Below are 24,976 nucleotides of genomic sequence, written 5' to 3'. Positions count from 1 at the left end.
CGAAAGAGTGAATGAGTGCAACCTCATTTCGGCACTCGCTCTTTCGCACATTCACTCTTTGACTGTTTGACGAATGAATTTTGTAGAAACGATCATCAAACGCCCTTCGCTCATTATCGTTCTGTTTGCGGTATTGACCATTGGTGGCCTGTTCAGCTATAAACTGCTGAGCTACGAGTTGCTGCCGGAATTTTCGGTGCCAACCATCACAATTACTACGGTATATCCAGGAGCCGCACCGTCGGAGGTGGAAACCGAAGTCAGTAAAAAGATTGAGGATGCGATGTCGGGACTGGATAATCTGGACGACATAAAATCCAACTCGTACGAGAACGCATCGGTTGTTATCGTTCAGCTCAAGGCGGGAACCGATATTGAGCTGGCCATGCAGGACGCACAGCGGGAAATCAACAAAATGCAAAGCGATCTGCCAGAGGATGCAGAGACCCCTTCGCTGGCTAAGATATCGCCTAGCGATCAGCCAATTATGCAACTGCTGGCAACATCGACGCTGCCGAACGAAGTTTTCTACCAACAGATGGAAGACCGGTATTTGCCCCAGCTTCAACAAATTGGCGGTGTTGCCGAAATTACAATGGTAGGTGGCGATAAGCGTGAGATTCGTGTCAACGTCAATGACGATAAGTTGAACTACTACGGCCTGTCGCTCCTGCAGGTCACGCAGGCCATCAACCAGGCCAATGTCGATTTCCCGACGGGGAAAGTGAAGAGTACGACCGAGAACATGACGCTGCGATTGGCGGGTAAATTCCATTCGCTGGACGATATCCGGAAGCTGGTGATTGTAACCCCTGCATCGGCCGGCCGGCCCAATGGTAGCCCCATTCGCGTGGGCGACGTAGCTGACGTAACCGACGGCCTGACTGAACCAACCAGTATCAGCCGTTACAATGGACAAAATGGTATCGGTATATTCATTAAAAAACAATCCGATGCCAATGCGGTCGATATCAGTCGATTAGTGCAGGAAAAGCTGGCTGTAATCTCAAAAGAAAATGCCAAAGACCATGTGAAGTTTGTTATAGCCGACGATACCAGCATCACCACGCTGGCGTCTGTCGAAGCCGTTACGCACGATTTGTTTCTGGCCATTGCCCTGGTTGCCATTGTGATGCTGCTCTTTCTGCACAGCCTACGGAACGCCTTTATCGTAATGGTATCCGTACCGGCATCGCTGATTTCCGCTTTCCTGTTCATGTACGTGATGGGCTATTCGCTCAATCTGATGACCCTGCTGGCCCTATCGCTGGTAATCGGGATTCTGGTCGATGACTCAATTGTGGTGCTGGAAAACATTCAGCGACATATGGAAATGGACGGTCCGACGGGTCGGAAAAATCGCTGGCAGGCTACGCTGGACGGAATGAAAGAAATTGGTTTTGCCGCCGTCGCCATCACACTGGTCATTGTGGTGGTGTTCGTTCCGATTACGTTCGTGAACTCGGTCATTGCCGACTTACTGCGCCAGTTTTCGCTGACAGTGGCCTTTGCTACGATGGTAAGCTTGCTGGCCAGTTTCACGCTAACTCCCTGGATGACCTCGCGGTTGGCCAAACTCGAAACCCTGAATCCGAAAAATCCTTTTCAGGCGTTTCTGCTCTGGTTTGAACGGCAATTAACGAGTCTGACCAAATGGTATCGTGGCAGTCTGGAGTGGGTATTAAGCCACAAACTGGCTTTCACGGGTATTCTGATTGCCATTTTTGCGGCCACTGCCTGGGTAATGAGTCTGGGAATTATCGGTTCGCAATTCGTTGCACAGGGTGATCAGGGTAAGTTTCTGCTGACCATGAAAATCGACAAAAGTGCGTCGCTTCAACAAAACAACCTGACAGCCCGACGCATTGAAGAATACCTTCAAAAGAAGCCGGAAGTACAAAACATATTTGCCAATGTGGGCGGAGCCAGTACGGGTGTCAACAGTACCGGGCAGGGCGAAACGAACCGGACTGAGCTAACAGTACAAATAGCCGAAGCCAGCGAACGGCCCGGTAACGTACCTACAGAACAGTACATGATCAACGTTCGGAAGGAGTTGGAGGCCCGTTTTCCGGCCATCGAATTCAACTCATCCATCATAGGTATGGTGAACACCGGGTCGCCTATCGAGATTTTCCTCAGTGGCGACGATCTGAATCAAAATCTGGAAGCCGCTCAGAATCTGGCGAACCGTATCGCCAAAACACCGGGTGCCAACGACGTAAACGTATCCATCGAGTCGGGTAACCCGGAGGTTCGGGTCGAAATAGACCGCGAGAAAATGGCCAAGTTAGGACTCGACATAGCGACCGTGGGTGGAACGCTGCAAAATGCATTTGCAGGGAACGACGATTCTAAGTTTCGCGATAAGGGTGAAGATTACGACATCCGTGTGATGCTCGATGCCTTTGATCGGAAGAATCCGGATGACGTGAAAAGCATCAACTTCTTCAGTCCCACGGCCAACCGTTCGGTACGTCTGGCTGAGTTTGCCAACGTAAGCCTAAGCAATGCCCCTTCACTGCTGGAACGGAAAAATCGGCGTTCGGCCGTAACGATTACGGCCAATATGCTGGGTACCGGATCAGGTACGCTGATTAGTGCGATTCGGGCCGATTTGATCAGAAATCCAATGCCCGCCGGTATCTCGGTGAGTTGGGGTGGCGATGCCAAAAATCAGGACGATGGCTTCGGCTCGCTGGGGCTGGCGATGCTGATCGGTCTGATGCTGGTTTACTTTATCATGGTACTGCTTTACGACAGCTTTATCTATCCGTTTGTGGTTATGTTCTCCGTGCCGGTGGCGGTGGTCGGCGCCCTGCTCGTACTGGCGCTTACCTCGTCCGACATTGGTATCTTCTCCATGCTGGGTTTCCTGATGCTGATTGGTCTGGTGATAAAAAATGCCATTCTGATCGTCGATTTTGCCAACCAGCAGAAAGCCGAAGGCGTACCTTTTCGGGCCGCTATCCTGCATGCCGGTGAAGAACGCTTACGCCCCATTCTGATGACGACCATCGCTATGGTGATTGGAATGATTCCCATTGCCACGGCCAAAGGGATGGGTGCTGAGTGGAAAAACTCGCTGGCCTGGGTCTTGATTGGCGGCCTGAGTAGTTCGATGATCCTGACGATTTTTCTGGTACCGATGATGTATTACATCGTCGACCGGATACAGGAAAAATGGGCCAGCTTCCGTGGTAAGGCAAAGAGGGCTAATGATCAGCCGGTGACTGTTGCCGAGCCCGTTCATTAAAAATTCAATCGACCGGTTACTATTTCAGTAACCGGTCGTATTAAGTGCTTCGTGTAACTCTGTAAACATTTAATTATCAGTTGCCATCATGACACGTCAACAACTAAACAATCGCTTACTGGACGTATTCACCAGCATTGGCCTGAGTGTAACCGCTCTTACTGACCAGGCCCATTTCAGTCGGGATCTGGGCCTCGATTCGCTGGATAGTACCGATTTAATGTTACAGATTGAAACCAGTTTCAGCATTCGTATTCCCGATGAAGACTGGTGGCGTATTCAAACAGTTGGTCAGTTAAAAACCTACCTTGCTGGCGAAGTGATTTTCAATGGTGGTTCGCTTACGTAATGCATCAACCGTACAGAAGATAACGTATAGGCTAGAACGTTTAACAAGTCTTAACAATCAACGAATGGAAACTTCGCATTCAGAGCTCTCGACAGCAGTACTTCTGGCCGATTATGAACGTTGGTTAAATTTTGTAACGGTGTCGAGGTCCATTATCCGTACTTATGACCGTCAGCTTGTTCAGATCGGGAAAAGACACGCCGACCTTAGCCCATTGAGCCAGTACCTGCGCGAGTGTATGCACCAGCGCAGTCAGTTTTTTGGTGAGTTAGCCCTTTTGCTGACCGAAAAAGTGGCGCAACTTCGGGTTGACCTAACCAATGAAGAGCTTATCCGAAAACTTGCACAGGCGCACTTAGCCATGCAAACGCTGATTGCTGAGTTGACCGATACCTTTTCCGAAATAGAAGAATCGTACAGATCACTGGCGAAACCGGCCTATTCGGCCTTAGAAAGGATATTTCTGCCGATTTGTGATCAGTAAAATATTCGTTACTAAGCAGGATTCTCTGACAAAGCTGGTACTCCTAGTTGTTTATTGATCAGAATTATCAGCTTTGTTAAAGTTCAGTTACCTAAATCCTGTCCCATTTTCACGTGTTCGGCTCCAGACGAAGAACACCACTGGGAATTGATCCTATTGTTTATGTGTTTCGCTTAAATGCCACAGGGCGGTCTGGCTACCGCCCTGTGGCATTACCGTATCGACCTGATCTGGCCTACTTCATAAAATGCCAGCTTACACGATACCAATCATGAATTGCCATGGAACCATTGTACGATATTGATCAGGTTGGCCCGCCGATTACTTTTCAGTTATCCTTTCAGCCATTTGTAGACTATCTGAACGATCAGCGTAATGAGGCACCCTCCACCGCCCTTGCCCAGTTCTACAGCTATCTGATTGACCAGTTTACGCCCGTTTCACTGTCCGATAGACCAACCGATTTGTTGGATGCCGACCAGCTCAAGGAGCTCTTTCAACTGGCAACGGTTGCGGTATTACCCTTGACGGGCTCAAGCCAGAACATACCCTTTGCGTTCGGCCTGCCTCAGCCTCTGACGATGTATTACCAGTCAAACGCATTTTCAGACCTAGCCCAGCAGTTCCCGGATCTGTTAGTCGGGTTACGTGATCACGCCAAAACCACAAACAAACAACTTTTAATTTATCAGCTCATTCTGGAAAAAATCTACGGCATCCGAACGACCAAGCAGGCCGTTCTTTCTGTTGACTTCCAGCGCGACGTAAATGGGCTAACGAGGTCTTACCGGATGGATGTGAACCTATCGTTCATGAACGTGAGGGCCAATGGAGTAGTGCCCCCGTTGCAGCGTGCCTGGGTTGACTTTGCCAATGGTATTACTAAAATGCCTCCGGTAGCCGATCCTTTAGTCGTCAGTGACTTCATCTTTGAGGGTTTTGCGTTTTTTAGAATCGAGGATATAACCGAAGCGCAGACTATCCAGCAGTTGCAGGAGGTATTCGCCCATCTTCAATCAGACACCGAAGCCGCTATTTACCAACGGTTTGAAAAAGCGTTACGTAATTTATGCGGAGAACCTGATCTTCAGATCAGTATTGTTCCGTTGCCGCAGGTGAATGGATTATTTGTTGATCATCCTGAGCTACGTTCGCGAAGTGTTTTTCTGCGCCACTCCAGTAGCAATTTCCGGGGAGCTATTAGCGATACGACGGCCCAGCAAAAAATACAAAACTTTATTCAGCACTCGATCCCGATTCTGTTTCCCGATCTTGATGGGATCCCCGAACCAGAACGGGCGTTACTGCATCAGAAAGGCATTCGTAGTTTTTTGATGTATCCGATTACGACCACCAATGAAGTGCTCGGTATTCTGGAAATGGGTAGCCGGCATCGTAATGCACTCAATGAGGAGGTCCTGACGAAAATTGAGCGTATCATGCCCTTGATCCAGGAACTGCTGCGATACCAGTTGCGCCAGTTTCATGACACACTGGAAGGGCTGATAAAAAAGCAGTTTACGTCGCTGCAACCCGCTGTCGAATGGAAGTTTTATGAAGTTGCCTGGGAGGCATTGCGGTCGAGGCAGAACCTGGCCGCCACAGGCAGCAGTATGCGGGTCGAATTTTCGCAGGTGTATCCCTATTACGGTGCTATTGACATTCGCGACTCATCGATCGAGCGGCACAAAGCCGTTCGGCAGGATTTGCTGGATCAGCTGACCGCTGTGAACGAACTGTTTAGCCAGATGCCACTTCCCGCTGATACAGATCACTTCAACCGGATTTTGACTCAATGTCAGCGCTGGCAGACAAAGCTGGCAGCCAGTCTTAACTTTAATGATGAGCAAAATATTACTGATTTCCTGGTGCAGGAGCTACACCCCTTTTTGCGGCAGTTGCTGCCGTACGAGGAGGAGTGGGGCGTTTCGCTTCAGCAGTATTTTAACCGAACTGATCCTCAGACGGGACAATTCAATTACGCGCTGAACGTATACGAGCGGAGCATGAACTGGATCAATGCAACGATAAACGATTACATTAACCAGGAGGAAAAAAAGTTACAGGCCATTTATCCGCACTACCTCGAACGGTATCGAACGGATGGTATGGAGTACACCGTTTATGTGGGCCAATCCATTGCTCCCATGCAACCATTTGATCAGGATTACCGCCGAAGGTTATCCGAATGGCAATTAACGTCGATGGTGGAAATGGCCCAATTGACGCATCGGCTGGTTCCGTTGCTGCCCTTACCGCTGCAAACGACTCAATTGATTCTCGTTCATACGCACCCTGTTAACATCGCTTTTCGGCAGGACGAGCGCCGGTTTGACGTAGAAGGATCCTATAGCATTCGGTACGAAGTACTCAAGAAACGGATCGACAAGGCCTATATCGACGGTACTCGCGAGCGCCTGACGCAACCCGACACCATTGCCGTGGTTTACAGCCATAGTATGGAATTGACAGATTATCTGCCATTTATTGCTGAACTACAGGAGCGCGGTCTACTACAGCCAGACATGGAATACCTGGATATAGAGCCCCTCCAAGGCGTTTCCAACCTGAAAGCGTTGCGGCTGCACATAAAATACGATGCGGTAGCATAACGGTTGATAAGATAACCGTTATGCTACCTTACACGTCACGCCATCGATAGCCTCTAGCGCCCGCAGAAAGGTGTTGGCCGGTGATACTTTTAACGTGCGCGACTGCAGGCTGACTTCGATGCGCTCGTTATGGTCAATGACGTTCAGCGATAGGGTACAGGTGCCGGGGTGAGCGTTGACCAACTCATTGATTTTGGCCACAAGTTGCGCGTTCAGTGCATCGATGGTTAGGGATACACGAAGTTCTTTGCAGAATTTTTCGCGCATGTCGTTCAGTAGCCGGATACTCGTTGGCTTGAACTCCAGTTGTTCTGAACCCCACTTATTCTGGGTCTTGCCGGTAATGTGCAGAAAACGACCTACCTCAATGTATTGGACCAGCCGAACGTAGTCATCCCCGAAGAGAGCCATCTCCAGCGAACTGTTGTAATCTTCTAACTTGAAGATACAGAACGGGTTACCGCTTTTGGTTACCCGCATTTGCACGGCCGAAACGATACCGCCTACTTTAATTTCGGCCTGTTTCGTCTCAAAAATATTGGCTAGCGTACAGTTGCAAAAGCCTTCCATTTCGAGCTTGAACTCGTCAAGTGGGTGACCGGTAATGTAAAAACCAACAACGTCCTTCTCAAATTTTAGCTTCTCAATCTGGTTCCACTCCGTTACAGTAGGCGCTTTGGGTCGGGAAAGCATAGGTTCGCCACCCATCATCGCGCCAAACAGCGACTGTTGGGCGGCTGCTTTTTCGGCGTGGTAGTTGTTCGCGTAGCGGATAATTTTATCCAAGAATGGCGACGTATCGCCTTCGCCCATCTCGAAATATTGTGCCCGGTGGTACTCGTCGATGCTATCAAAAGCACCTGCGTAGGCCAGCGATTCCCACGTTTTTTTGTTCACCGTTCGCAAGTTGACCCGAATGGCAAAATCAAAAATATCCTTGAATGGCCCGCCCGCTTTCCGCTCCTCAATGATGGCTTCTACAGCCGCATCGCCAGCGCCTTTGATACCACCCAGCCCAAATCGAATTTCGCCTTTCTTATTGACCCCGAAAAAGCGTTCGGATTCATTAACGTCCGGACCGAGAACCGGGATGTTTATATTCTTACATTCCTCCATGAAGAACGTAATTTTGTCAATCGTGCCAAGGCAGCTTGTCAGGACGGCCGCCATGTACTCCGAACGATAATGCGCTTTTAGATAGGCCGTTTGGTAGGCGACGAAAGCGTAGCAGGTTGAGTGCGATTTGTTGAAGGCATACGACGCAAAGGCTTCCCAGTCGGTCCAGACTTTCTCGCAGACTTTCAGAGGAAGGTTATTGGAGGCACAGCCATCCATAAACTTGCCCTTCATTTTATCCAGCGTGGCTTTATCCTTTTTCCCCATCGCCTTCCGCAGCACGTCGGCGTCGCCTTTGGTGAAGTTGCCGAGTTTTTGCGACAGCAACATCAACTGTTCCTGATACACGGTAATACCGTATGTATCTGCCAGATACTCCTCCATTTCGGGCATGTCGTACTTGACTTCTTCCCGCCCGTGTTTCCGGTTAATGTAGTTTGGAATGTAGGCAATTGGGCCCGGACGATAAAGGGCGTTCATGGCAATGAGATCACCGAAGCGGTCAGGCTTCAGGTCCTTCATGTGCTTTTTCATGCCGTCGGATTCAAACTGGAACACGGCGTTGGTTTCGCCCCGCTGGAACAGCTTATAGGTTTCTTCGTCGTCCAGCGGAATATCATCAATGTCGGTTTCTACCCCGTTGACGTAGAATCCCCCGTGATTTTGCTTGATCAGTCGCAAACATTCCTTAATGATCGTGAGGTTGCGCAGCCCCAGGAAGTCCATCTTGATAACGCCCGCATCCTCAATGACTTTGCCCTCATACTGGGTAATAATCAGGTTCGTATCTTTCGATGTAGAAACCGGGACAATATCTGAAAGATCACTGGGCGCGATGATGATTCCGGCCGCGTGCAAGCCCGTGTTCCGTACGGTACCTTCGAGTTTACGCGCTTGTTTGAGGACGGCCGATACCTTTTCGTAGTCGACAATCCGCATAGCCTGGGCGGCACTTTTGTCACCTGCTTCGAGTGCCCGCATCCGCTTCACATTCTCAAGCTCTTCGGGCTGAATAACGTTCGACAGTCCACCCGGTCCTTCGAGCGGGTCCTCGAAGATGCGTTTGAGTGTCATGTTATACGTTGGCTTGTCGGGCACGAGCTTCACAACGGCGTTGGCGTCCTGTAACGGCAAATCCATCACCCGCGCTACATCCTTAATGGACGATTTCGACGCCATGGTGCCATACGTAACAATCTGGGCCACCTGCGACTTGCCGTATTTCTGCACCACATAATCAATCACCTTCTGGCGGCCTTCGTCGTCGAAGTCCGTATCAATATCGGGCATTGACTTCCGGTCAGGATTCAGGAATCGCTCGAACAGCAAGTCGTACTTGATGGGGTCGATGTTGGTGATTCCCGTGCAATAGGCCACGGCGCTACCAGCCGCCGAGCCACGGCCGGGCCCAATCATAACGCCCAAATCGCGCCCCGCTTTAATGAAGTCGGCTACGATGAGAAAGTACCCGGCGAAACCCATCGTTTTGATGGTAAATAGCTCAAAGTCAAGTCGTTCCTGGATGTGCGGTAGAATGTCTACGTAGCGTTCCTTAGCCCCCGTGTAAGTCAGGTGGCGCAGGTACTCCCACTGATTCAGTACATCGTCGCTATGCTGCTGGAACTCCTGCGGAATCGGGAAGTTGGGCAGCATGATGTCCCGCTTGAGCTTCAGCGTATCGACTTTACCGACGATCTCATTAGTATTGTCAATGGCTTCGGGCAAGTCATGGAAAAGCGTCGTCATCTCCTGCGTGTTCTTAAAATAGAACTGATCGCTGAAGAAGGCAAAGCGCGTATTTTTAGGCATCACGTCGTCGTCGCTGAAATCCTTCATCGACGGCGTACTTTGCTTTTCGTTGGTGTTTACGCAGAGCAGGATGTCGTGCGCTACCCAGTCGTCCTGATCGACGTAGTGCGAATCGTTGGACGCTATAATCTTGACATTGTACTTCCGGGCAAACTTGATCAGTATCTCGTTAGCTTTAATCTGATCCGGAATTTCGTGGCGTTGTAGTTCAACGTAATAATCCTCGCCAAAGCGGTCGAGCCACCATTTGAATTCAATTTCACCCGCTTCTTCGCCCTTCTTAAGAATGGTCTTCGGAACGGACGCTCCGATGCAGCAGGTGGATGCAATGAGGCCCTCTTTGTATTGGTCGATCAGCTCTTTGGTAACGCGGGGGTATTTTCCATATAGCCCCTCCATATAGCCGAGCGAGCAGAGTTTTGCCAGGTTTTTGTAGCCCTGGGCGTTCTTCGCCAGTAGCAGCTGGTGGTAGCGAACGTCTTTCTGCTCTTTGGTAAATTGTTTTTTGGTATGGTCTTCCACCACATAAAACTCGCACCCCACAATAGGCTTGATCCCCTGTTTGCTGGCTTCGGCCACAAACTCAAATACGCCAAACATATTGCCGTGATCCGTGATGGCAACGGCAGGCATATTATCGGCTTTTGCCTTCTTAATCAGCTTTTTAATGTCGGCCTGACCATCGAGCAGCGAGTATTGGGTATGGCAGTGGAGATGAGAGAATTGCATATGTCTGAATTGGCTGAACCAGGATTGTTGCGATTTTCCTGATTTACAGGATTACGTTGGTCTGTAAAAATAGACAAACCAGCGGGCAACCTATGCTAGCTTCCAGGGATTTTTGAAAAAGAATTTGGTAAAAGGCTGATGATGAAATGACTGCGAACGGGCTCAGAGTAAACCTCTCACGGCTTGTAAAACGCGCTGCTTCACTTGGGGCCATGTAATGCCATTTAGTGTTATTGGGTCGGCCTGCAGTTCGGCATCATCAAAATAAGTCAACGAGCGGACGACATAACCAGGGTCACTATTGCTGTACTTCGCTGTGAAAAACTGAAGCATTTGTGCTAACGAAAAATGGTTCAGCAACTCAGCCAAATCCCAAAAATCTTTTTTGGCTCCTCGTCCACTAACTGCTCCTAACTTCATCGCAATCACATCTTCAGCAGACCAAAGTCGGACATCCGAAATTTTTGTAAAATCAGTAAGTAGTGGGTAACGGTGTGCTATTAAATCAACTTTAACACCTTCAATAAATAGACTGAGTGTGTTCTTTGACTCATCGGTTTTTATAATTGTTGGAAAGCCAATTACCAATTGATCAAACACCTGTTGCTCATTGAACGACTGACTTGTAAATAGATCAAGATCAATGGATAATCGGTGGCCATATCGTAAGGCTAGATTCGTGCCACCTGCTAACGCGAATGGGGCAAGAAAAGGCTCTTGCATAAGCCTCTTCAATAATTCCAAGGTGTTGGGTTCGACTGTTGCTGTGTATAGCATCGAAACTGATCAGGAGTGAGATCAAAGATAGCGCAACAAAACGATAGCGTTTTCTTTTTGAGATAACGTGCCTGAACGACCTCCGCTTTTACGCGTTCGTGGCCGTAGAACCGCAAAATTTCCAGTATATCCGCCCACAAACCATAATTCATTATTTTTTCAATAACAAATCGGGCATTGTCGTTGTAATTCAGCTTCTGCATGTCCACATCCCAGAAGGCGATGGAAGAGAGGTTAGGGCGAGGTGCTGTCATTGCGGAAAGGCGGTATCTAAAATTTGCTGTGCTTTCTTAAGGTTTTCTAAAGTTGCGTCAAAGTCTAGCTTATTATCTTTTTGGGACCTATAATCACCTTTCCAGCGTAGAACTGTCATATAGCGTCCACTCCCCATACGGGTTGGTCGGCTAAGTTCTACACCAAGTTGGCTGCTAGCCTCAGTTAATTTTTGATAAGCTTCTCCCCTTGATTCTTGTCGTTTAGTTTCGTCTTTTACCTCAATCTTAAAACACAAAGCGTCATTTTCCAACTGAAGGTATGGTGTAAATGGGCTATTTTGGATTGTCTTAAAATACCACCAAAAACCGAAGAAGCCACCCGATGGGTTGGCAATGTAGCTCCAGTTAGCTGTATCGTCCTCAGTAACTTCATAGAGCTGGTTGCGTTTGTCGTATAAGCTCATAAAGAACCCACGCCAATCATCGGGGTCCCAACCATTGCTACCATCTGTTTTAATTAAATCTTTAACACTGTATTGATTAACGACATACTCCATATGCTCTAAATGAGATAAGAAGTCACTGTAAATGGCGTTCTTAACTCTTTCACTTCCACTTTTCAATAGGGCTAAAAAATCCTTCCGTAAGTAGGTTTTGTAGTTGCCCACATCAAATTTTGACTGGTAGCCCGTTTTAAAATATATTGGTATAATCTGCTCAATAGCGAAACTCTTAGTAGCGTTCTCGTAATATCTCCCCAACTGGCCCGAATGGTGGTCAGTATGCGTTTTATCTTCAATTAAGATAGCTAATTTATCGTCTGAATTTTCAATGATTTTGATTAATACGTCTAATTTCTCAACCTGCCTCTCAACATTGACACTATTAATCCTTGAGACGTCGTAATGCGGCTTATGTCTATGAATTAATGAAGCGATGAAGTCACTGGCAACTTGATGTAAAGCAGGATCAGCGGTTTTGAATTTCGGGTCAGCCCAAGCAGCCAGCCCGCAAATGAAGGCATCCTGCGACAATTCACTGGTTGCATAAGTGAAAAGATTCGGCTTATCTGATTCTTTCATCGTCATCGTTTATGGTAGAGCTTACTGGATAACAGTCCGAAGTTAACCGATCCTGCTTTCTACTTCAGCCTCTCTTAACCCTAAAGGCCATTGGCTCAACTTATCCGAAATTTAGTCATAGCCTATAAACCCTATGGCTAAACATGTGATTCCGTCTGGACAACAAAACCTGAAATCTCATGCAAACGCAACAACGCGCACTGACTTCACTTGAAGTGGATAAGCTGAAAGACAAAATCAAGGACATTCGGATTGCTATGCTCACGACGCAGGAGTCCGATGGCGATTTTCATACGCGTCCAATGGCAACTCATGAAATAGAGCCCGATGGTACCATGTGGTTCTTTACCTATGAAAACTCAAACAAGGTAAGCGAATTACGCCAGAACGACCGTGTCGCTCTGGGCTTTTCGGACCCCGGATCGGAGGTATACGTATCCACTTCAGGATACGCAGAGGTCGTAAAAGACAAAGCTAAAGTAGACCAGTTGTGGAGCGATTTCCTGAAAACGTGGTTTCCGAATGGCAAAGATGATCCGGATATTGCCTTGCTAAAAGTAACGACTCACGCTGGCGAATACTGGGATCGGCCGGGTGGAAAAATGGTGAAACTGTTCGAAATGGCGAAGGGAGCGATTACCGGCGACTCCGACAAGTCGGGACGTAACGAGAAATTTGGCGACGAGCCTCAGTAGCAAACGTAGTACGGGTAAACGGCGCTGGCAGATGCGACTTTAGAGCGGGTCTGTCAGCGTCGTTTATCTATTCAAAAAATACGTTCGGAATTCAGCCATTTCGCGTTCTTCAATTTCGAGGTATTTTCCGAACAATTTATCGCCTACCTGCACACGTAGAGCCGAAATGCCTGCGTCGATCAGTCGCAGACCCTGATTCGTCAGGAATACATTGTCATAGCGCTCGCCCGACTGGTCAGAAGGTTGTCTAACATCCCGGTGGACAAAGCCAGCCTGGTGCAATTGGCGCAGTTCATCCTCGAATACATCCAACAGCAATTCTCGTTTGCTGATTTCCAGACTTCGAAAATCAAGCGGGTATAATCGCTCCATAATCAACATGTCCCAGCTGTGCTCATCGTCGTAATCGAGTCTGATGAAACGTACCATGAGTTCGTTTATGCGATTAGCTACTTTTAGTTTTTCGGCTTCAGAGCCAATGTCAGAGCGCGTGTCGCCCCGAAAAATCTTGGCGACTTCTGTTTCCGAAAGCGCAATGACCAGATTGTTAGCTCCATAAGAGAGCTGGTTACTGTACCGTTCTGCCATACTGTAAACCTACGCAAATTTGTAGTTTTGCACTGGTTTTATACTTCGTAAACCCGGCACGGCGTTTGATAGACAACGTCTGAACATAACCCAATACACATATCAACTCATGGCTACTGCTTATGCCGTTCGATCCATACGAAATACATGTCTTGCTTTAATGATCCTTGGTTCGCTGACCACAGCCTGCAAAAAATCAGGTGGAGCGGATGAGGTCGATCCCCGCGATCAGTATGTAGGTGTATATGATGGTGATTATAAGTCGACAACATACATCAATAACAGTCTTCAGGCTTCTGATCCGGAAGCTGGTAAGGTCCAGATTACGGTCACAAAGGCACAGGTCGCCAATCAAGTTTACTTAGAACTGCTTTTTAATAGTACAACCAAGCAAACATTAACGGCTGAATTGGTCGATGCGACGTACACCATTATCGACAAGCAAAGCGAACCACTAGTATTTGGTGGGAAAACATACGATGCTACCTACACAGCCCAAGGTCAATTTGTGATACAGGATAAAGCAATTACCCTCAACACAAAAACGGAAACGCTGCAGCTTGGGGTTACACTTACCAAGCGGGGAGATATTACTGGGGTTAAGAAATAACTACCTTCGCACCGGTTCCTAAAACTTCCGGTTTTCATGAAAACATGTATTATGACCGGCCTGTTGGCCGGTTTTTTTGTATCGGCCACTGTCCAGACAGGCATGGCTCAAACGGCAGTAGTCAGTCCTGTCTTAAAAGAAGCCACCGCCGAAACGGTCGGGATGAGCACCAGCCGACTGCAGCGAATGGATGCCGTGATCAACGAGTACATCGCAAAAGGGCGTCAGGCAGGAGTTGGCGTACTAATCGCCCGTCATGGTAAAATTGTTTACCACAAAACATACGGCCTCGATGATCTGGAGACTAAATCACCGCTTAAGCGCGATGCGATCTTTCGGATTGCTTCACAAACCAAGGCACTGACCAGTGTTGGCCTGATGATGTTGTTTGAAGAGGGGAAGTTTCTGCTCGATGATCCCATTTCGAAGTACATACCCGCCTTCAAAAATCCTAAAGTCCTTGATAAGTTTAACGAGAAAGATTCTTCCTACACGACTGTGCCAGCCACGCGGGAGATAACCATTCGGCAGTTGCTGACCCATACATCGGGAATTAGCTACCCCGGTATCGGGACCAAAGACGCCGTTGCGTTGTACGCAAAAAACAAGATTCCCAGTGGCATTGGTACGCCAGATGGAACCCTGGCCGATGCCATGAATCGGCTGGCGGTCTTGCCGCTTCTGCATCAGCCGGGCGAAAAGTGGACGTATGGATTGAGTGTCGATGTAGTAGGTTACCTGATTGAAGTGTTGTCGGGGCAGTCGCTTGACCAGTTTCTGCATGCGCGGTTATTTGATCCGTTAGGGATGAACGATACTTATTTTTACCTGCCGACCGCCAAGCAGAATCGACTGGCAATGGTGTATGTCGAAGATGAAGCAAAGGCTATCCGGCCGCTCCCATCACTTCGGGATTATCCGAAAAAAGCGGGTACCTACTACTCGGGTGGAGCCGGTTTATCGTCAACCATGTACGATTACGCTATTTTCCTGCAAATGATGCTGAATGACGGTGAATACGCGGGCAAACGCTACCTTAGCCCAACGACGGTGCGGTTGATCACAATGAACCAGATTGGAGACCTGAACCAGGGGAACAACAAGTTTGGGTTAGGCTTTTCGATAACATCGGAGAAGAGTGCGTCTCTGTTACCTGTATCGGCGGGTTCGTTCGATTGGGGAGGCTTCTTTGGCACCACGTACTGGGTCGATCCAAAAGAGGGTATTGTGGCTCAGATTTACACACAAAAGGTGCGGAATAGCTATGGCGATCTGACCGATAAATTTAAGGTACTGGTTTATCAGGCCATCACCCAGCTGAATACAACGGCGCGGTAAAATGCGATGCCCGCATTTCTAATTGATTCCTTCTAAAAATTGTCCAATGAACTATATACTGACCCTTTGCCTACTTCTTTCACTCCGCCTGGTGCAGGCACAAACGCCCGTATCGCCCTCGGCGGCTGCTACGACAACCGTTGCTCAAACAGCCGATGAAAAAGCCGTTATAGACGTCGAAAAGCAACGGTTTGCCGCTCAGGTAAGCAAAGATATTACGGCTCTGAACAAGGTGCTGGCGAATGATCTGGTCTATACGCACTCAAATGGAGGTGCTGATAGCAGGCAGTCGTATATCCGGTCCATTCAGGATGGAAAAATCGCTTATGAGTCAATCAATGTAGAGGAGCAAAATGCCCGGATTTACGGAAATACCGCGGTCATAAACGGAAAGTGCTTAGTGAAAGCCATTAATAAAGGGGAAACAGTTAATTCTCATCTTCTTTATTTATCGGTTTACGTTCGTAACGCCGGTCAGTGGCAATTAGTAGCCTGGCAGTCGACGAAGCTAGGGAATTAAAGTACGCTTATAAGGCTGTCATTCTGTGTAAACTCATTTTATATAGCATAATCAAAAGGCTTTATTGGATTATCTAATTGATTTGTCGAAAAAGCTGGCGAAAAGCGCAGCCGGCCATTAGTTCTCCCGATTTATGTACGAAGTGCTCCAAGCCTATATCTCTGGCTTGGGGCACTTTTTTTATGCCTTGACTCTACTCAAAGTGATGAAAGAACACGTCTAATTTATCCGGTAAATTCGACAAAAAATCGGCTTCATCGTGAACTATTTTTTAACTTATTTAATTGGTTTAAACAACTGATTAAAGTACTTGTTTAATCGAATGAAGCTGTCTTATAGCCTAATGAAAATAACTACAACTTATTTAATAGGTTATGGTTAGTACACATTATCAGAAGCGTGAACGAGGTCGGTGTTTTATAAACCTACTAACTGACTTAGCCGTGAGAATAGGTTATAAAGACCACTAATTGACCAAGATGAACTAAAAAATTACCTGAATGAAACACTGTTTTACAGCACTATATGGCAAACCAGGTGTCATGATCGCGGGAGGTAGGATAATTCCGATGACCGTGGGCTGGAGGTTTATGAAGAACGACGTAAACCAAGTCGTTCATGCATAAATTAATCGCCACCGGTCTGGGTATTGGTTATATCCGCAAAGGCGGAGGTACGGTAGCCTCGGTTGTGTGTTGTGCCGTCTGGTATATGACACAGCTTCATGCAACTCATCCTGGTGGTTTTACGTTTTTTTTTCCAGTGCTGATCACCGTTGTTCTAACCGTGGTTGGTATCTGGTCAGCAACGGTCGTTGAACAACAATGGGGCAAGGACAATTACCGGGTTGTTATTGACGAAATAGCGGGGATGTGTATTAGCCTGCTGTTTGTGCCAATTACACTTAAAAGCCTGCTTACGGGTCTGTTTCTCTTCCGTTTGTTCGATATAGCCAAGCCGCTCGGTATCCGGAAGCTAGAGCAGTTGAAAGGCGGCTGGGGTGTCATGCTGGATGATGTACTGGCGGGACTTTATGCCAATGTGCTCCTACAGGTTGTATGGGCAACCGGCCTATTATAAACGTATAAATGCAAACGTTTTTTAAAGCACAGCTTACTTCTTTGATTGCGTCAGGAGTCGACTTTCTGACAACTATTGCCTGCGTTAGTCTGGTGCATTTCTGGTATCTGTCGGCTAGTGTAATAGGAGCCATTGGCGGAGGTGTGGTTAGTTTCGGCCTCTCCAAAGCGTGGGTTTTTGCCCAGAGCAACCAGCCGGTTGGGCTCCAGTTGAGCCGGTTCGTACTGGTATGGTTCGGCAATGCAGGACTCAATGCGGCCGGGCTTTTCGTCGCTACTCAATTTATGGGTATTCAATATCTGGTAGCGAAAACAGGTGTAGCCATTTTAGTTGGCGTGAGTTACAATTACTTTTTTCAGAGAGACTTCGTCTTCAGTTTATCATGAATATACTTCTGCGCTATACTTCACTCCGGTTATCAATCCTGCTCGTAGGCGGATTGCTGCTTTTTAGTAGTCTAACCAGAGCGCAGACAACCACCGTTACCGGGACTATTACTGATGCGACAACCAATCAGCCTCTGTCCTTTGCCAACATTGTCTTTTTTGGAACCAATATTGGTACCACCAGCAATGAAAAAGGGCAGTATACCTTAACGGGAAATGGCAATTTTACCAAAGTAGCCGTTTCGTTTATTGGCTATAAAATGGCTACCCGAGCCATCTCTCCCGGAACGACCCAAACCCTGGCGATCAAGCTGGAACCAGACGCACAACTCCTGAACGAAGTGGTGATCAAGAGTGGTAAGCGGGAGCGCTACCGCAACAAAAACAACCCGGCGGTTGAATTGATCCGAAACGTTATCAGCCACAAAGAGCAAAACCAAATCGGGAATTACGCCTACGCAGCCTACGAAGAATACGACAAATTACAGTTCTCTCTCAGCAGCTTATCGACGAAAATATCCGAACGAAAAATATTTCAGAAGTATCGCTTCCTGCTCGATAACCGGGATACGACGACCTTGCCGGGAAAATCGCTGCTGCCAATTTATCTGGAAGAAAAGATAGCTGACCATTACTTTCGCAAAAGCCCACTGCGGGAAAAAGTGATTATCAAAGGGAGCAAACGGGTCGACTTTGGCCAGTATTTCGATAACAACGGGCTTAGTCTTTATCTGAACAGAATGTATTCGAAGGTGGATATTTATTCCAACTCGATCTTTCTGATGACCAACCAGTTTCTGAGTCCAATTGCCAACAGCGCCCCCACCTTTTATCAGTTTTATCTGGCTGATACCATTGTCGTTAACAAGACGAAGCTTGTTGGCCTGAACTTCGTGCCCCGCAATCCAACCGATATGTTGTTCGAGGGGAAAATGTACATCACGCTGGACAGTAATTATGCAGTTCAGAAAATCAACCTGACGATTAACCCCAGGATCAACCTGAACTGGGTTCGGGAGTTGCAGATTCGTCTGCAGTTTGAGCAGAATGTAGACGGTCGCTACTTTCTAAGCAAAAGTGACCTACTGGCTGATTTTGGCGTTAGCAAAAGCAAAGGGGGCGGTATTTTCGGGCAGCGCACCCTATCTTACCGGAACTACAAAACGGACGAAGCCCTGCCCGCTCAATTTTATGACGGTCAGCAACAGATCGTCGATGCCGAAGCGGCCACGCAACCCGATGAGTTCTGGAAAACGAACCGCCATGATTCATTATCCTCCGCCGAATCGAAAGTATACACCAACATTGACAGCCTGAAGCGAATGCCGTCGTTTCGGCGAACCATGGAGGCCCTGACGTTTGTCATTGCGGGCTACAAATCCTTTGGTCCGTTTGAGGTTGGTCCAGCCAACACATTTTACAGTTTCAACCCCGTTGAGGGATTTCGGTTGCGGCTGGGCGGGCGCACAACGCCGGAGTTAAGCAAGCGCTATTACGCCGAAACGTACGCAGCGTATGGGTTCAAAGACCAGCGATGGAAGTACTTTCTGAGCGGAACGTACTCAATCAACAACAAGTCTATTTACCAGTTTCCGCAAAATTACATCCGGGCGAGTTTCCAGCGTGACACCAAAATTCCTGGGCAGGAACTCCAGTTTGTGCAGGAAGATAACTTTCTGCTGTCATTCAAACGGGGTGTAAATGACAAGTGGCTTTATAATGACACCTGGCGAATCGACTACGTTCACGAGTTTGAAAACCATTTCTCTTACAGCTTTGGGTTTAAAAACTGGCAGCAGGCACCAGCGGGAGGATTGCAGTTTAAGCGGCTGGGCGACGACGAAAATACGCCTTCACCTACTGTAACAACTTCCGAATTCTCTGCTGAGGCCCGATGGGCACCCAATGAGCAGTTTTATCAGGGTAAAATTTATCGAGTGCCCATTGTTGGCCGCTACCCAGTATTTACGCTGCGTTTTGCTGCCGGAATAAAAGGTTTACTACAAGGCGAATACAATTACCAGAACCTCACCGCGACAGCCAGCAAGCGTTTTTGGCTTTCGCAATTGGGTTACTCAACCGTGACGCTCCAGGGCGGCTACATTTTTGGCCAGGTTCCTTTTCCTCTCTTAACCATTCACCGGGCTAACCAAACGTATGCCTATCAGTTAAACTCATACAACCTGATGAATTTCCTTGAATTCGTTAGCGACCGGTATGCCAGCGTTAGCATTGACCACTCGTTCAATGGGTTTTTCTTCAATAAAATTCCTTTGTTCAAGCGGTTAAAGTGGCGGGAAGCCGTCTCCTTCAAAGCGCTGTATGGCGGGCTGCGTAGTGAGAACGATCCGCAGCAGCATCCATCGCTCTATCAGTTTCCGGTCAATGCGATGGGCGTTCCCTACACGTACACGCTCAACCGAACACCGTATATCGAAGCGAGTGCGGGTATTGCCAACGTGTTTAAGTTTTTCCGAATTGACCTGGTCAAACGACTCAATTATCTAGATCATCCTAATGTGTCATCATGGGGCATCCGGGCTCGTGCTACGCTCGATTTTTAATGATTACGTATTATGCAACAGGCGCTTACACTCCGAACGAAAATCCAACTGGGGATTTATACTGTCATAAACCCATTTGTTAAACTATTAATCCGGTTAGGTTTGACGCCTAACATGGTTACCACCATTGGACTTGTCTTAAACATTGGCGTAGCGTTCATATTTATCGCGGGTGCCGAGCAGGGTAACCGGGGCGATTTCAGCTACATCGGGTGGGCCGGGGCGCTGGTGCTGTTTGCTGGTTTGTTCGACATGCTCGACGGACAGGTGGCCCGGTTGGGTAAAATGAGCTCTTTGTACGGTGCCCTGTTCGATTCGGTGCTGGACCGGTATAGTGAGTTGATTATGTTTCTGGGCATTTGTTACTACCTGATTTCTCATCACTATTTTTTCAGTTCCCTGTTTGCGTTCATTGCCCTGATTGGTTCCATGATGGTGAGCTACACCCGCGCCCGCGCCGAAGGGTTGGGAATCGAGTGCAAAGGCGGGCTTATGCAACGCCCGGAACGGGTCATTACCATTGGCGTATCGGCACTGGCCTGCGGCTGTTTTGCCCCGCTGCTAGGGTCTGATTTTAAAGTTTACATACCCGGCATACCGATACACGTCTTCGAGACCATGTCAATTTTTACTCTACCGCTGGTAGTAATGGCCATTATGACCAACATAACCGCCTATAACCGGCTCATGGACGCAAAACGAGGACTTGAAGAAAAAGAGAAGCCGTCTTCTCTGAAAACATTCGCTGTGACTTTTTTGCTTCTTGGCAGCGTTTTGGGCTATTCTGTACCGACTAGCGCACGGGCGGCTAGTGCCTTGTCAGACGATAGTCATCAGGAAAAAGGGAAAACAAGCTTTCCCATACCAAAAGGCATTCCCAATCAGTTGTTTTATATCCAGCGGGACCCCAATCCGAATACAATTATTTGCACGCTGAATTTGAAAAATGGCCAACTCGATAAGCAGGACCCGGTTCACGTTTTCTGGATTCGGTACACCGAACAGAGCCAGCAAAAGGAGCTTTCTTACATTCAGCGCACGTTTGCTTATGGTGTAAAAGCCCGGCCTGTCGCTAATGAGCAATATGAACTGACCTTTGTATCGTACAAAAAATTGCCCCTGCACCTGGTAAAGTCGGACCATGACGCTGGCTATTACGTCTACGCGACCGTGAACCAGAAAAAAGTGATTCTTAGGCGCATTTATCTCCATATAGAAGGCGGCACCATGTGGATGCCGAATGTAAAGTACATTCAACTGGAAGGCACGAATGCGTTGACGGGTGAATCGACAGTAGAACGGATTATGGTCTAGTAATGAATCAACCTACTGAAATTGGTCGCCCATTTATCAACAAAGGCGTAGTTGGAGTAAGTGCGGCATCCGTGGCTTATCTACTTCTGTCATACACATTGGTTGGCTTCAAATCCGATCAGCTTGTCTTGGTTGGGTTGGTAAACGGATTGTATTATGCATCCAGCCAGAGCCGTAAGTTCATCATTGGTTTTTCCATTTTCGTTGTCTATTGGATCGTTTTCGATTACATGAAGGCGTTCCCTAATTACCAGTACAATTCGGTACATATCGAATCGCTTTATGCACTGGAAAAGAGGCTGTTCGGTATTGGATACGGCCAGTCGATTCTGACGCCTAACGAATACTGGCTAATGCATAAAACAACCTTCCTGAATATATTGACCGGGTTATTTTACTTGACCTGGGTGCCCATTCCGCTGTCATTTGCTACCTATCTTTTCTTTAAAGATCGTCCCGCGTTTTTTCCCTTTGCCCTGACGTTTGTGCTGGTCAACCTGTTGGGCTTTGTTCTGTATTACGTGTACCCGGCGGCTCCGCCCTGGTATATACAGGCGCATGGGTTTGCTTTTGAGCCGCATACGCCTGGAAATACGGGTGGTTTGGCCGCCTTTGATCAGTATGTTGGTGTGCCTGTTTTTGCATCCATATATGCCAAGAGCTCAAACGTGTTTGCGGCTATGCCATCGCTCCACTCATCGTACCCGGTGATTGTCCTGTATCATGGGATAAAGAAAAGGATGGGGTCGATCAATTGGTTTTTCGGCCTGATTATGGTGGGTATTTGGTTCTCAGCAGTTTACACAAGCCACCATTATGTGCTGGACGTTCTGGCGGGAATTACCTGTGCGCTGACAGGAATCGCACTCTTTCGCCAATTACAGAAGATGAGTTGGCTGCAATCCTTTATCCGGAAAATGGTGGCGCTAACCGCTTAAGCCAGCTGTATATTACACCTTCAAATAATCCCTTAATTCTGTGGCGTCCTGCGCGTTCATGCGGCCTGCCAGTACCAGGCGCAACTGCCGCCGACGAAGGGCACTGGCATACCGGTCTTTTTCTTCATCTGTTTCGGGAATAACGGCCGGCACCTCGATAGGCCGGCCACTCTGATCGACGGCCACAAACGTATAATAGGCGCTATTGGTGCTAACCCGGTGTCCGGCCGGAATGTCTTCTGCCCAAACCTCAATAAAAATTTCCATTGATGAACTGAAAGCCCTGGTTACCTGAGCTTTCATGGTTACGATGTTGCCCAGCCGGATCGGTTCCGAAAAAGAGACATTATCGACGGAGGCTGTTACGACCAGCCGGTTCGAGTGTTTCTGGGCGGCAATAGCAGCCGCAATATCCATGAAATGAAGAAGTCGCCCACCCATCAGGTTATTGAGTGTATTGGTATCATTGGGTAATACCATTTCGGTCATAACCGTAATGGATTCGCGGGCATGTTTGGGTTGAGGCATTTGTTGATGATGCGTTAGTGACAGACCGTTTTAAGGTACGCAAACCAACGACCAAAAAAGCACACTGACAAACGAAGCGCTGAATTTGACGCTATGAGGAATGCCAAATCAGCGATCGTGCCGAATCGCTAGCGTAGTGGTGTTGTCGGGCAATCAATTTTGGTAAGAACGTAGGCGTACCCCGCTTTAGGGTCTTTAAGTACCCATTTGCCCTGTCGTTCAATTCGTTCGCCCTCCAGCCAGGAAATACTGTCTCCTTTCGTAACTAGATTGAGCGTGTACGGTTGAGTTGTGCCTTCGCCCGAACGCTTCCAGTCAACCTGAATTTGACCAGACTCCACTGTTCCCTCAAGCGGGCCCTGCGCCCGGTCTTTTTCGTAGGGATTACTGTCTAAATAACCCCTAACCTGATTGCCATTAATGACTAATTGAAGTGTGGTGGTATCCCGGCTCAGGATCTGGCGGAAGCAGAGCGTATCGGAAGATACGGTTGCTTTTTCGGATGATTGTGAAGTTGTCGATTGTTCAGATGTGCGACTCTGGCAGGCAAGCGTACCCGCTAGCAAGCCAATAAGGAAGTAAGTATGCATAGTGAATGAGGTGGGGTTTTAAAAATAACCGTTGTCATCATTAATAGTTTGAGAGTACAACCTGGCTATTCTTTGAATACATGACGAAAAGCGAACAAAATAATTCATTCCTTGTTGTTTGCAGAACGGATAGCCGCTACCATTCTTTTACAAACACCCAATCGCTTATGTTACCAACCAATAACGCATTCGCAGGGCGGAAGTGGGCCTCACTTGTCGTCTTACTAGCCACCCTGACTTTTTCGTTCACCGCCTGTAAAAAAGCAGATACGACCACTCCTACACTTTCGACGATTGGCGAGCTGATCAATACCGGAAGTAAGTTTACCTTATTGAAAGCAGCCCTTGTTCGGGCTGGGTTGGATGGAACGTTTTCCCAACCCGGAACCTACACCGTTTTTGCGCCAACCGACGACGCCTTCAAAGCCTTTGGCTATGTTGATGCTGCGGCCATTAATGCGGCCCCCGTCGATCTGTTGAAAACCGTTCTTCAATACCACGTACTCAGCACCCGAGTTAGTGCGTCAGATATCCCGGCGGGCATTAACACGGCCCAGCAAACGGTAGCCGGACTGCCCCTGTATGTATCGAAGGCAACCTCAACATCCACTACGTCGTCCACGGTTTCCATCAACGGGGCACATATACTACAAGCCGACGGATTTGCCAGTAACGGCGTTGTACATGCCATTGATCGCGTACTATTGCCGCCTGTTTTTGGCAATATTGTCGCCACAATTCAGGGAATTCCTCTCTTGTTGCCAACAGCCTCGTTCAAGTTGCTTCAGGCGGCCGTCACGAAAGCAGGCATTGGTGCTTCGCTAACGGCAGTGGGTCCGTTGACCGTATTTGCGCCGACCGATGCGGCCTTCAAGGCAGTAGGGATCGACTCGGCAGCTATTGCCAAAACTCCGGTCGCGACGCTGACATCCATATTAAGTTACCACGTACTCAATAGCCGTACCTATACGCCACTCATTACCAACGGAGCCAGTCTGTCAACCTTGCAGGGAGGTACCATTACAGCGGGTATCAGCACAACGGCCCTGACCGTTACAGGCAAAGGAAATGGGGGTACACCATCGAACATTGTTGGCCCCGATATTACAGCCACAAACGGCGTAGTGCATATTATTGACCGATTGCTATTGCCGCAATAAGCTGATTTAACCGCCAAAGGAGCAGCGGTGGCGTAGGGATCGTACAAGAGGAATAATCACTTTTCTTTACGGTCCCTGCGTCACCGCTGCTCTTTTATCGCTGTTCTATTTGGCCGTATTTATGCCTTTGGAAGCCGCAATCACCCCCTTTTTCTGGAATCAAAACCCCTGTATACCTGTTATGATTAGAAGGGATTTTTCCCTCTTTTCTTCGCAATTTGTAAGGCCAGAACGGC

At 48.1% G+C, this 24,976-nt stretch carries 21 protein-coding genes; 14 read left to right on the top strand and 7 right to left on the bottom strand.

All coding sequences use genetic code 11. The features are described 5' to 3' along the window. Window positions 1–73: 73 nt before the first annotated feature. The 4 genes from SD10_RS19955 to SD10_RS19940 all read left to right on the top strand — a co-directional run bounded on the left by SD10_RS19955 (window position 74) and on the right by SD10_RS19940 (window position 6,701). On the top strand, window positions 74–3,256 hold the full coding sequence (locus SD10_RS19955) for an efflux RND transporter permease subunit (RefSeq protein WP_046576195.1): 3,183 nt from the start codon (window positions 74–76) through the stop codon (window positions 3,254–3,256). A gap of 88 nt (window positions 3,257–3,344) precedes the next feature. After that, window positions 3,345–3,605: an acyl carrier protein gene (locus SD10_RS19950; RefSeq protein WP_046576194.1), complete on the top strand. Its 261-nt coding sequence runs from the start codon at window positions 3,345–3,347 to the stop codon at window positions 3,603–3,605. Window positions 3,606–3,669: 64 nt separating this feature from the next. After that, window positions 3,670–4,089: a hypothetical protein gene (locus SD10_RS19945; RefSeq protein ID WP_046576192.1), complete on the top strand. Its 420-nt coding sequence runs from the start codon at window positions 3,670–3,672 to the stop codon at window positions 4,087–4,089. Between the two features lie 281 nt (window positions 4,090–4,370). Further along, window positions 4,371–6,701, top strand: a complete 2,331-nt coding sequence (locus tag SD10_RS19940; protein ID WP_046576190.1) for a GAF domain-containing protein — start codon at window positions 4,371–4,373, stop codon at window positions 6,699–6,701. 18 nt (window positions 6,702–6,719) lie between these two features. On the opposite strand, the gene dnaE is transcribed toward SD10_RS19940, so the two are convergent. From dnaE to SD10_RS19920, 4 genes are all read right to left on the bottom strand, one after another. Then, a complete protein-coding gene (gene dnaE, locus SD10_RS19935; RefSeq protein ID WP_046576188.1) occupies window positions 6,720–10,355 on the bottom strand; it encodes a DNA polymerase III subunit alpha in 3,636 nt (1,211 codons plus the stop codon). Between the two features lie 162 nt (window positions 10,356–10,517). Then, the gene (locus SD10_RS19930; protein WP_227699024.1) at window positions 10,518–11,099 is read right to left on the bottom strand and encodes a nucleotidyl transferase AbiEii/AbiGii toxin family protein; all 582 of its coding nucleotides are present in this window, start codon (window positions 11,097–11,099) and stop codon (window positions 10,518–10,520) included. After that, window positions 11,087–11,386, bottom strand: coding sequence for a DUF6922 domain-containing protein (locus SD10_RS19925; RefSeq protein WP_046576184.1), 300 nt, complete (start codon window positions 11,384–11,386; stop codon window positions 11,087–11,089). The genes SD10_RS19930 and SD10_RS19925 overlap by 13 nt, the downstream gene beginning before the upstream one ends. Beyond that, window positions 11,383–12,429 carry a PD-(D/E)XK nuclease family protein gene (locus SD10_RS19920; RefSeq protein WP_158500577.1) on the bottom strand — a complete coding sequence of 349 codons (1,047 nt, stop codon included), beginning with the start codon at window positions 12,427–12,429 and terminating at the stop codon, window positions 11,383–11,385. The genes SD10_RS19925 and SD10_RS19920 overlap by 4 nt, the downstream gene beginning before the upstream one ends. A 179-nt stretch (window positions 12,430–12,608) precedes the next feature. Here SD10_RS19920 and SD10_RS19915 point away from each other — a divergent pair, with 179 nt between their 5' ends. After that, entirely contained in the window at window positions 12,609–13,124 is a 516-nt protein-coding gene (locus SD10_RS19915; protein ID WP_046576181.1) for a pyridoxamine 5'-phosphate oxidase family protein, read from the top strand. Between the two features lie 63 nt (window positions 13,125–13,187). Here SD10_RS19915 and SD10_RS19910 read toward each other — a convergent pair whose 3' ends face one another. Further along, window positions 13,188–13,712, bottom strand: coding sequence for a protein kinase family protein (locus tag SD10_RS19910; protein ID WP_046576179.1), 525 nt, complete (start codon window positions 13,710–13,712; stop codon window positions 13,188–13,190). A 109-nt stretch (window positions 13,713–13,821) separates the two neighbouring features. Here SD10_RS19910 and SD10_RS19905 point away from each other — a divergent pair, with 109 nt between their 5' ends. The 8 genes from SD10_RS19905 (at window position 13,822) to SD10_RS19870 (ending at window position 22,462) form a co-directional block, all read left to right on the top strand. Continuing rightward, complete coding sequence (locus SD10_RS19905; protein WP_046576178.1) at window positions 13,822–14,322, top strand: hypothetical protein; 501 nt, start codon at window positions 13,822–13,824, stop codon at window positions 14,320–14,322. A 36-nt stretch (window positions 14,323–14,358) separates the two neighbouring features. Continuing rightward, entirely contained in the window at window positions 14,359–15,660 is a 1,302-nt protein-coding gene (locus tag SD10_RS19900) for a serine hydrolase domain-containing protein (protein ID WP_046576175.1), read from the top strand. Window positions 15,661–15,706: 46 nt separating this feature from the next. Then, window positions 15,707–16,180, top strand: a complete 474-nt coding sequence (locus tag SD10_RS19895) for a nuclear transport factor 2 family protein (protein ID WP_046576173.1) — start codon at window positions 15,707–15,709, stop codon at window positions 16,178–16,180. A gap of 618 nt (window positions 16,181–16,798) precedes the next feature. Then, entirely contained in the window at window positions 16,799–17,260 is a 462-nt protein-coding gene (locus tag SD10_RS19890) for a phosphatidylglycerophosphatase A family protein (protein ID WP_046576171.1), read from the top strand. A gap of 8 nt (window positions 17,261–17,268) precedes the next feature. After that, window positions 17,269–17,646, top strand: a complete 378-nt coding sequence (locus tag SD10_RS19885; RefSeq protein ID WP_046576169.1) for a GtrA family protein — start codon at window positions 17,269–17,271, stop codon at window positions 17,644–17,646. After that, window positions 17,643–20,210, top strand: a complete 2,568-nt coding sequence (locus SD10_RS19880) for a DUF5686 and carboxypeptidase-like regulatory domain-containing protein (protein WP_046576167.1) — start codon at window positions 17,643–17,645, stop codon at window positions 20,208–20,210. Before SD10_RS19885 ends, SD10_RS19880 begins: the two co-directional genes overlap by 4 nt. Window positions 20,211–20,324: 114 nt before the next feature. Beyond that, window positions 20,325–21,524, top strand: a complete 1,200-nt coding sequence (locus tag SD10_RS19875; protein WP_262507324.1) for a DUF4833 domain-containing protein — start codon at window positions 20,325–20,327, stop codon at window positions 21,522–21,524. A gap of 2 nt (window positions 21,525–21,526) precedes the next feature. Continuing rightward, a complete protein-coding gene (locus SD10_RS19870) occupies window positions 21,527–22,462 on the top strand; it encodes a phosphatase PAP2 family protein (RefSeq protein WP_046576163.1) in 936 nt (311 codons plus the stop codon). 12 nt (window positions 22,463–22,474) lie between these two features. Here SD10_RS19870 and SD10_RS19865 read toward each other — a convergent pair whose 3' ends face one another. Both SD10_RS19865 and SD10_RS19860 read right to left on the bottom strand, forming a co-directional pair. Continuing rightward, window positions 22,475–22,990 (bottom strand): acyl-CoA thioesterase, encoded by a 516-nt coding sequence (locus tag SD10_RS19865; protein WP_046576161.1) that lies wholly within the window; start codon window positions 22,988–22,990, stop codon window positions 22,475–22,477. 128 nt (window positions 22,991–23,118) lie between these two features. Beyond that, the gene (locus tag SD10_RS19860; protein ID WP_046576160.1) at window positions 23,119–23,580 is read right to left on the bottom strand and encodes a hypothetical protein; all 462 of its coding nucleotides are present in this window, start codon (window positions 23,578–23,580) and stop codon (window positions 23,119–23,121) included. 167 nt (window positions 23,581–23,747) lie between these two features. Between SD10_RS19860 and SD10_RS19855 the strand changes: the two genes are divergently transcribed. Continuing rightward, a complete protein-coding gene (locus SD10_RS19855) occupies window positions 23,748–24,740 on the top strand; it encodes a fasciclin domain-containing protein (RefSeq protein ID WP_046576157.1) in 993 nt (330 codons plus the stop codon). Window positions 24,741–24,976 lie beyond the last annotated feature (236 nt).

The organism is Spirosoma radiotolerans (assembly GCF_000974425.1).
Classification (GTDB): domain Bacteria; phylum Bacteroidota; class Bacteroidia; order Cytophagales; family Spirosomataceae; genus Spirosoma; species Spirosoma radiotolerans.
This window is presented reverse-complemented; position numbering and strand designations above follow the sequence as displayed.

Coding starts and splice junctions, on each gene's coding strand:
- SD10_RS19855 (WP_046576157.1), top strand. CDS start 23,748: ATGTTACCAACCAATAACGCATTCGCAGGGCGGAAGTGGGCCTCACTT.
- SD10_RS19900 (WP_046576175.1), top strand. CDS start 14,359: ATGAAAACATGTATTATGACCGGCCTGTTGGCCGGTTTTTTTGTATCG.
- SD10_RS19860 (WP_046576160.1), bottom strand. CDS start 23,580: ATGCATACTTACTTCCTTATTGGCTTGCTAGCGGGTACGCTTGCCTGC.
- SD10_RS19905 (WP_046576178.1), top strand. CDS start 13,822: ATGGCTACTGCTTATGCCGTTCGATCCATACGAAATACATGTCTTGCT.
- SD10_RS19910 (WP_046576179.1), bottom strand. CDS start 13,712: ATGGCAGAACGGTACAGTAACCAGCTCTCTTATGGAGCTAACAATCTG.
- SD10_RS19945 (WP_046576192.1), top strand. CDS start 3,670: ATGGAAACTTCGCATTCAGAGCTCTCGACAGCAGTACTTCTGGCCGAT.
- SD10_RS19955 (WP_046576195.1), top strand. CDS start 74: ATGAATTTTGTAGAAACGATCATCAAACGCCCTTCGCTCATTATCGTT.
- SD10_RS19865 (WP_046576161.1), bottom strand. CDS start 22,990: ATGCCTCAACCCAAACATGCCCGCGAATCCATTACGGTTATGACCGAA.
- SD10_RS19870 (WP_046576163.1), top strand. CDS start 21,527: ATGAATCAACCTACTGAAATTGGTCGCCCATTTATCAACAAAGGCGTA.
- SD10_RS19895 (WP_046576173.1), top strand. CDS start 15,707: ATGAACTATATACTGACCCTTTGCCTACTTCTTTCACTCCGCCTGGTG.
- SD10_RS19920 (WP_158500577.1), bottom strand. CDS start 12,429: ATGAAAGAATCAGATAAGCCGAATCTTTTCACTTATGCAACCAGTGAA.
- SD10_RS19915 (WP_046576181.1), top strand. CDS start 12,609: ATGCAAACGCAACAACGCGCACTGACTTCACTTGAAGTGGATAAGCTG.
- SD10_RS19940 (WP_046576190.1), top strand. CDS start 4,371: ATGGAACCATTGTACGATATTGATCAGGTTGGCCCGCCGATTACTTTT.
- SD10_RS19880 (WP_046576167.1), top strand. CDS start 17,643: ATGAATATACTTCTGCGCTATACTTCACTCCGGTTATCAATCCTGCTC.
- SD10_RS19925 (WP_046576184.1), bottom strand. CDS start 11,386: ATGACAGCACCTCGCCCTAACCTCTCTTCCATCGCCTTCTGGGATGTG.
- SD10_RS19875 (WP_262507324.1), top strand. CDS start 20,325: ATGGTTACCACCATTGGACTTGTCTTAAACATTGGCGTAGCGTTCATA.
- SD10_RS19885 (WP_046576169.1), top strand. CDS start 17,269: ATGCAAACGTTTTTTAAAGCACAGCTTACTTCTTTGATTGCGTCAGGA.
- dnaE (WP_046576188.1), bottom strand. CDS start 10,355: ATGCAATTCTCTCATCTCCACTGCCATACCCAATACTCGCTGCTCGAT.
- SD10_RS19890 (WP_046576171.1), top strand. CDS start 16,799: ATGCATAAATTAATCGCCACCGGTCTGGGTATTGGTTATATCCGCAAA.
- SD10_RS19950 (WP_046576194.1), top strand. CDS start 3,345: ATGACACGTCAACAACTAAACAATCGCTTACTGGACGTATTCACCAGC.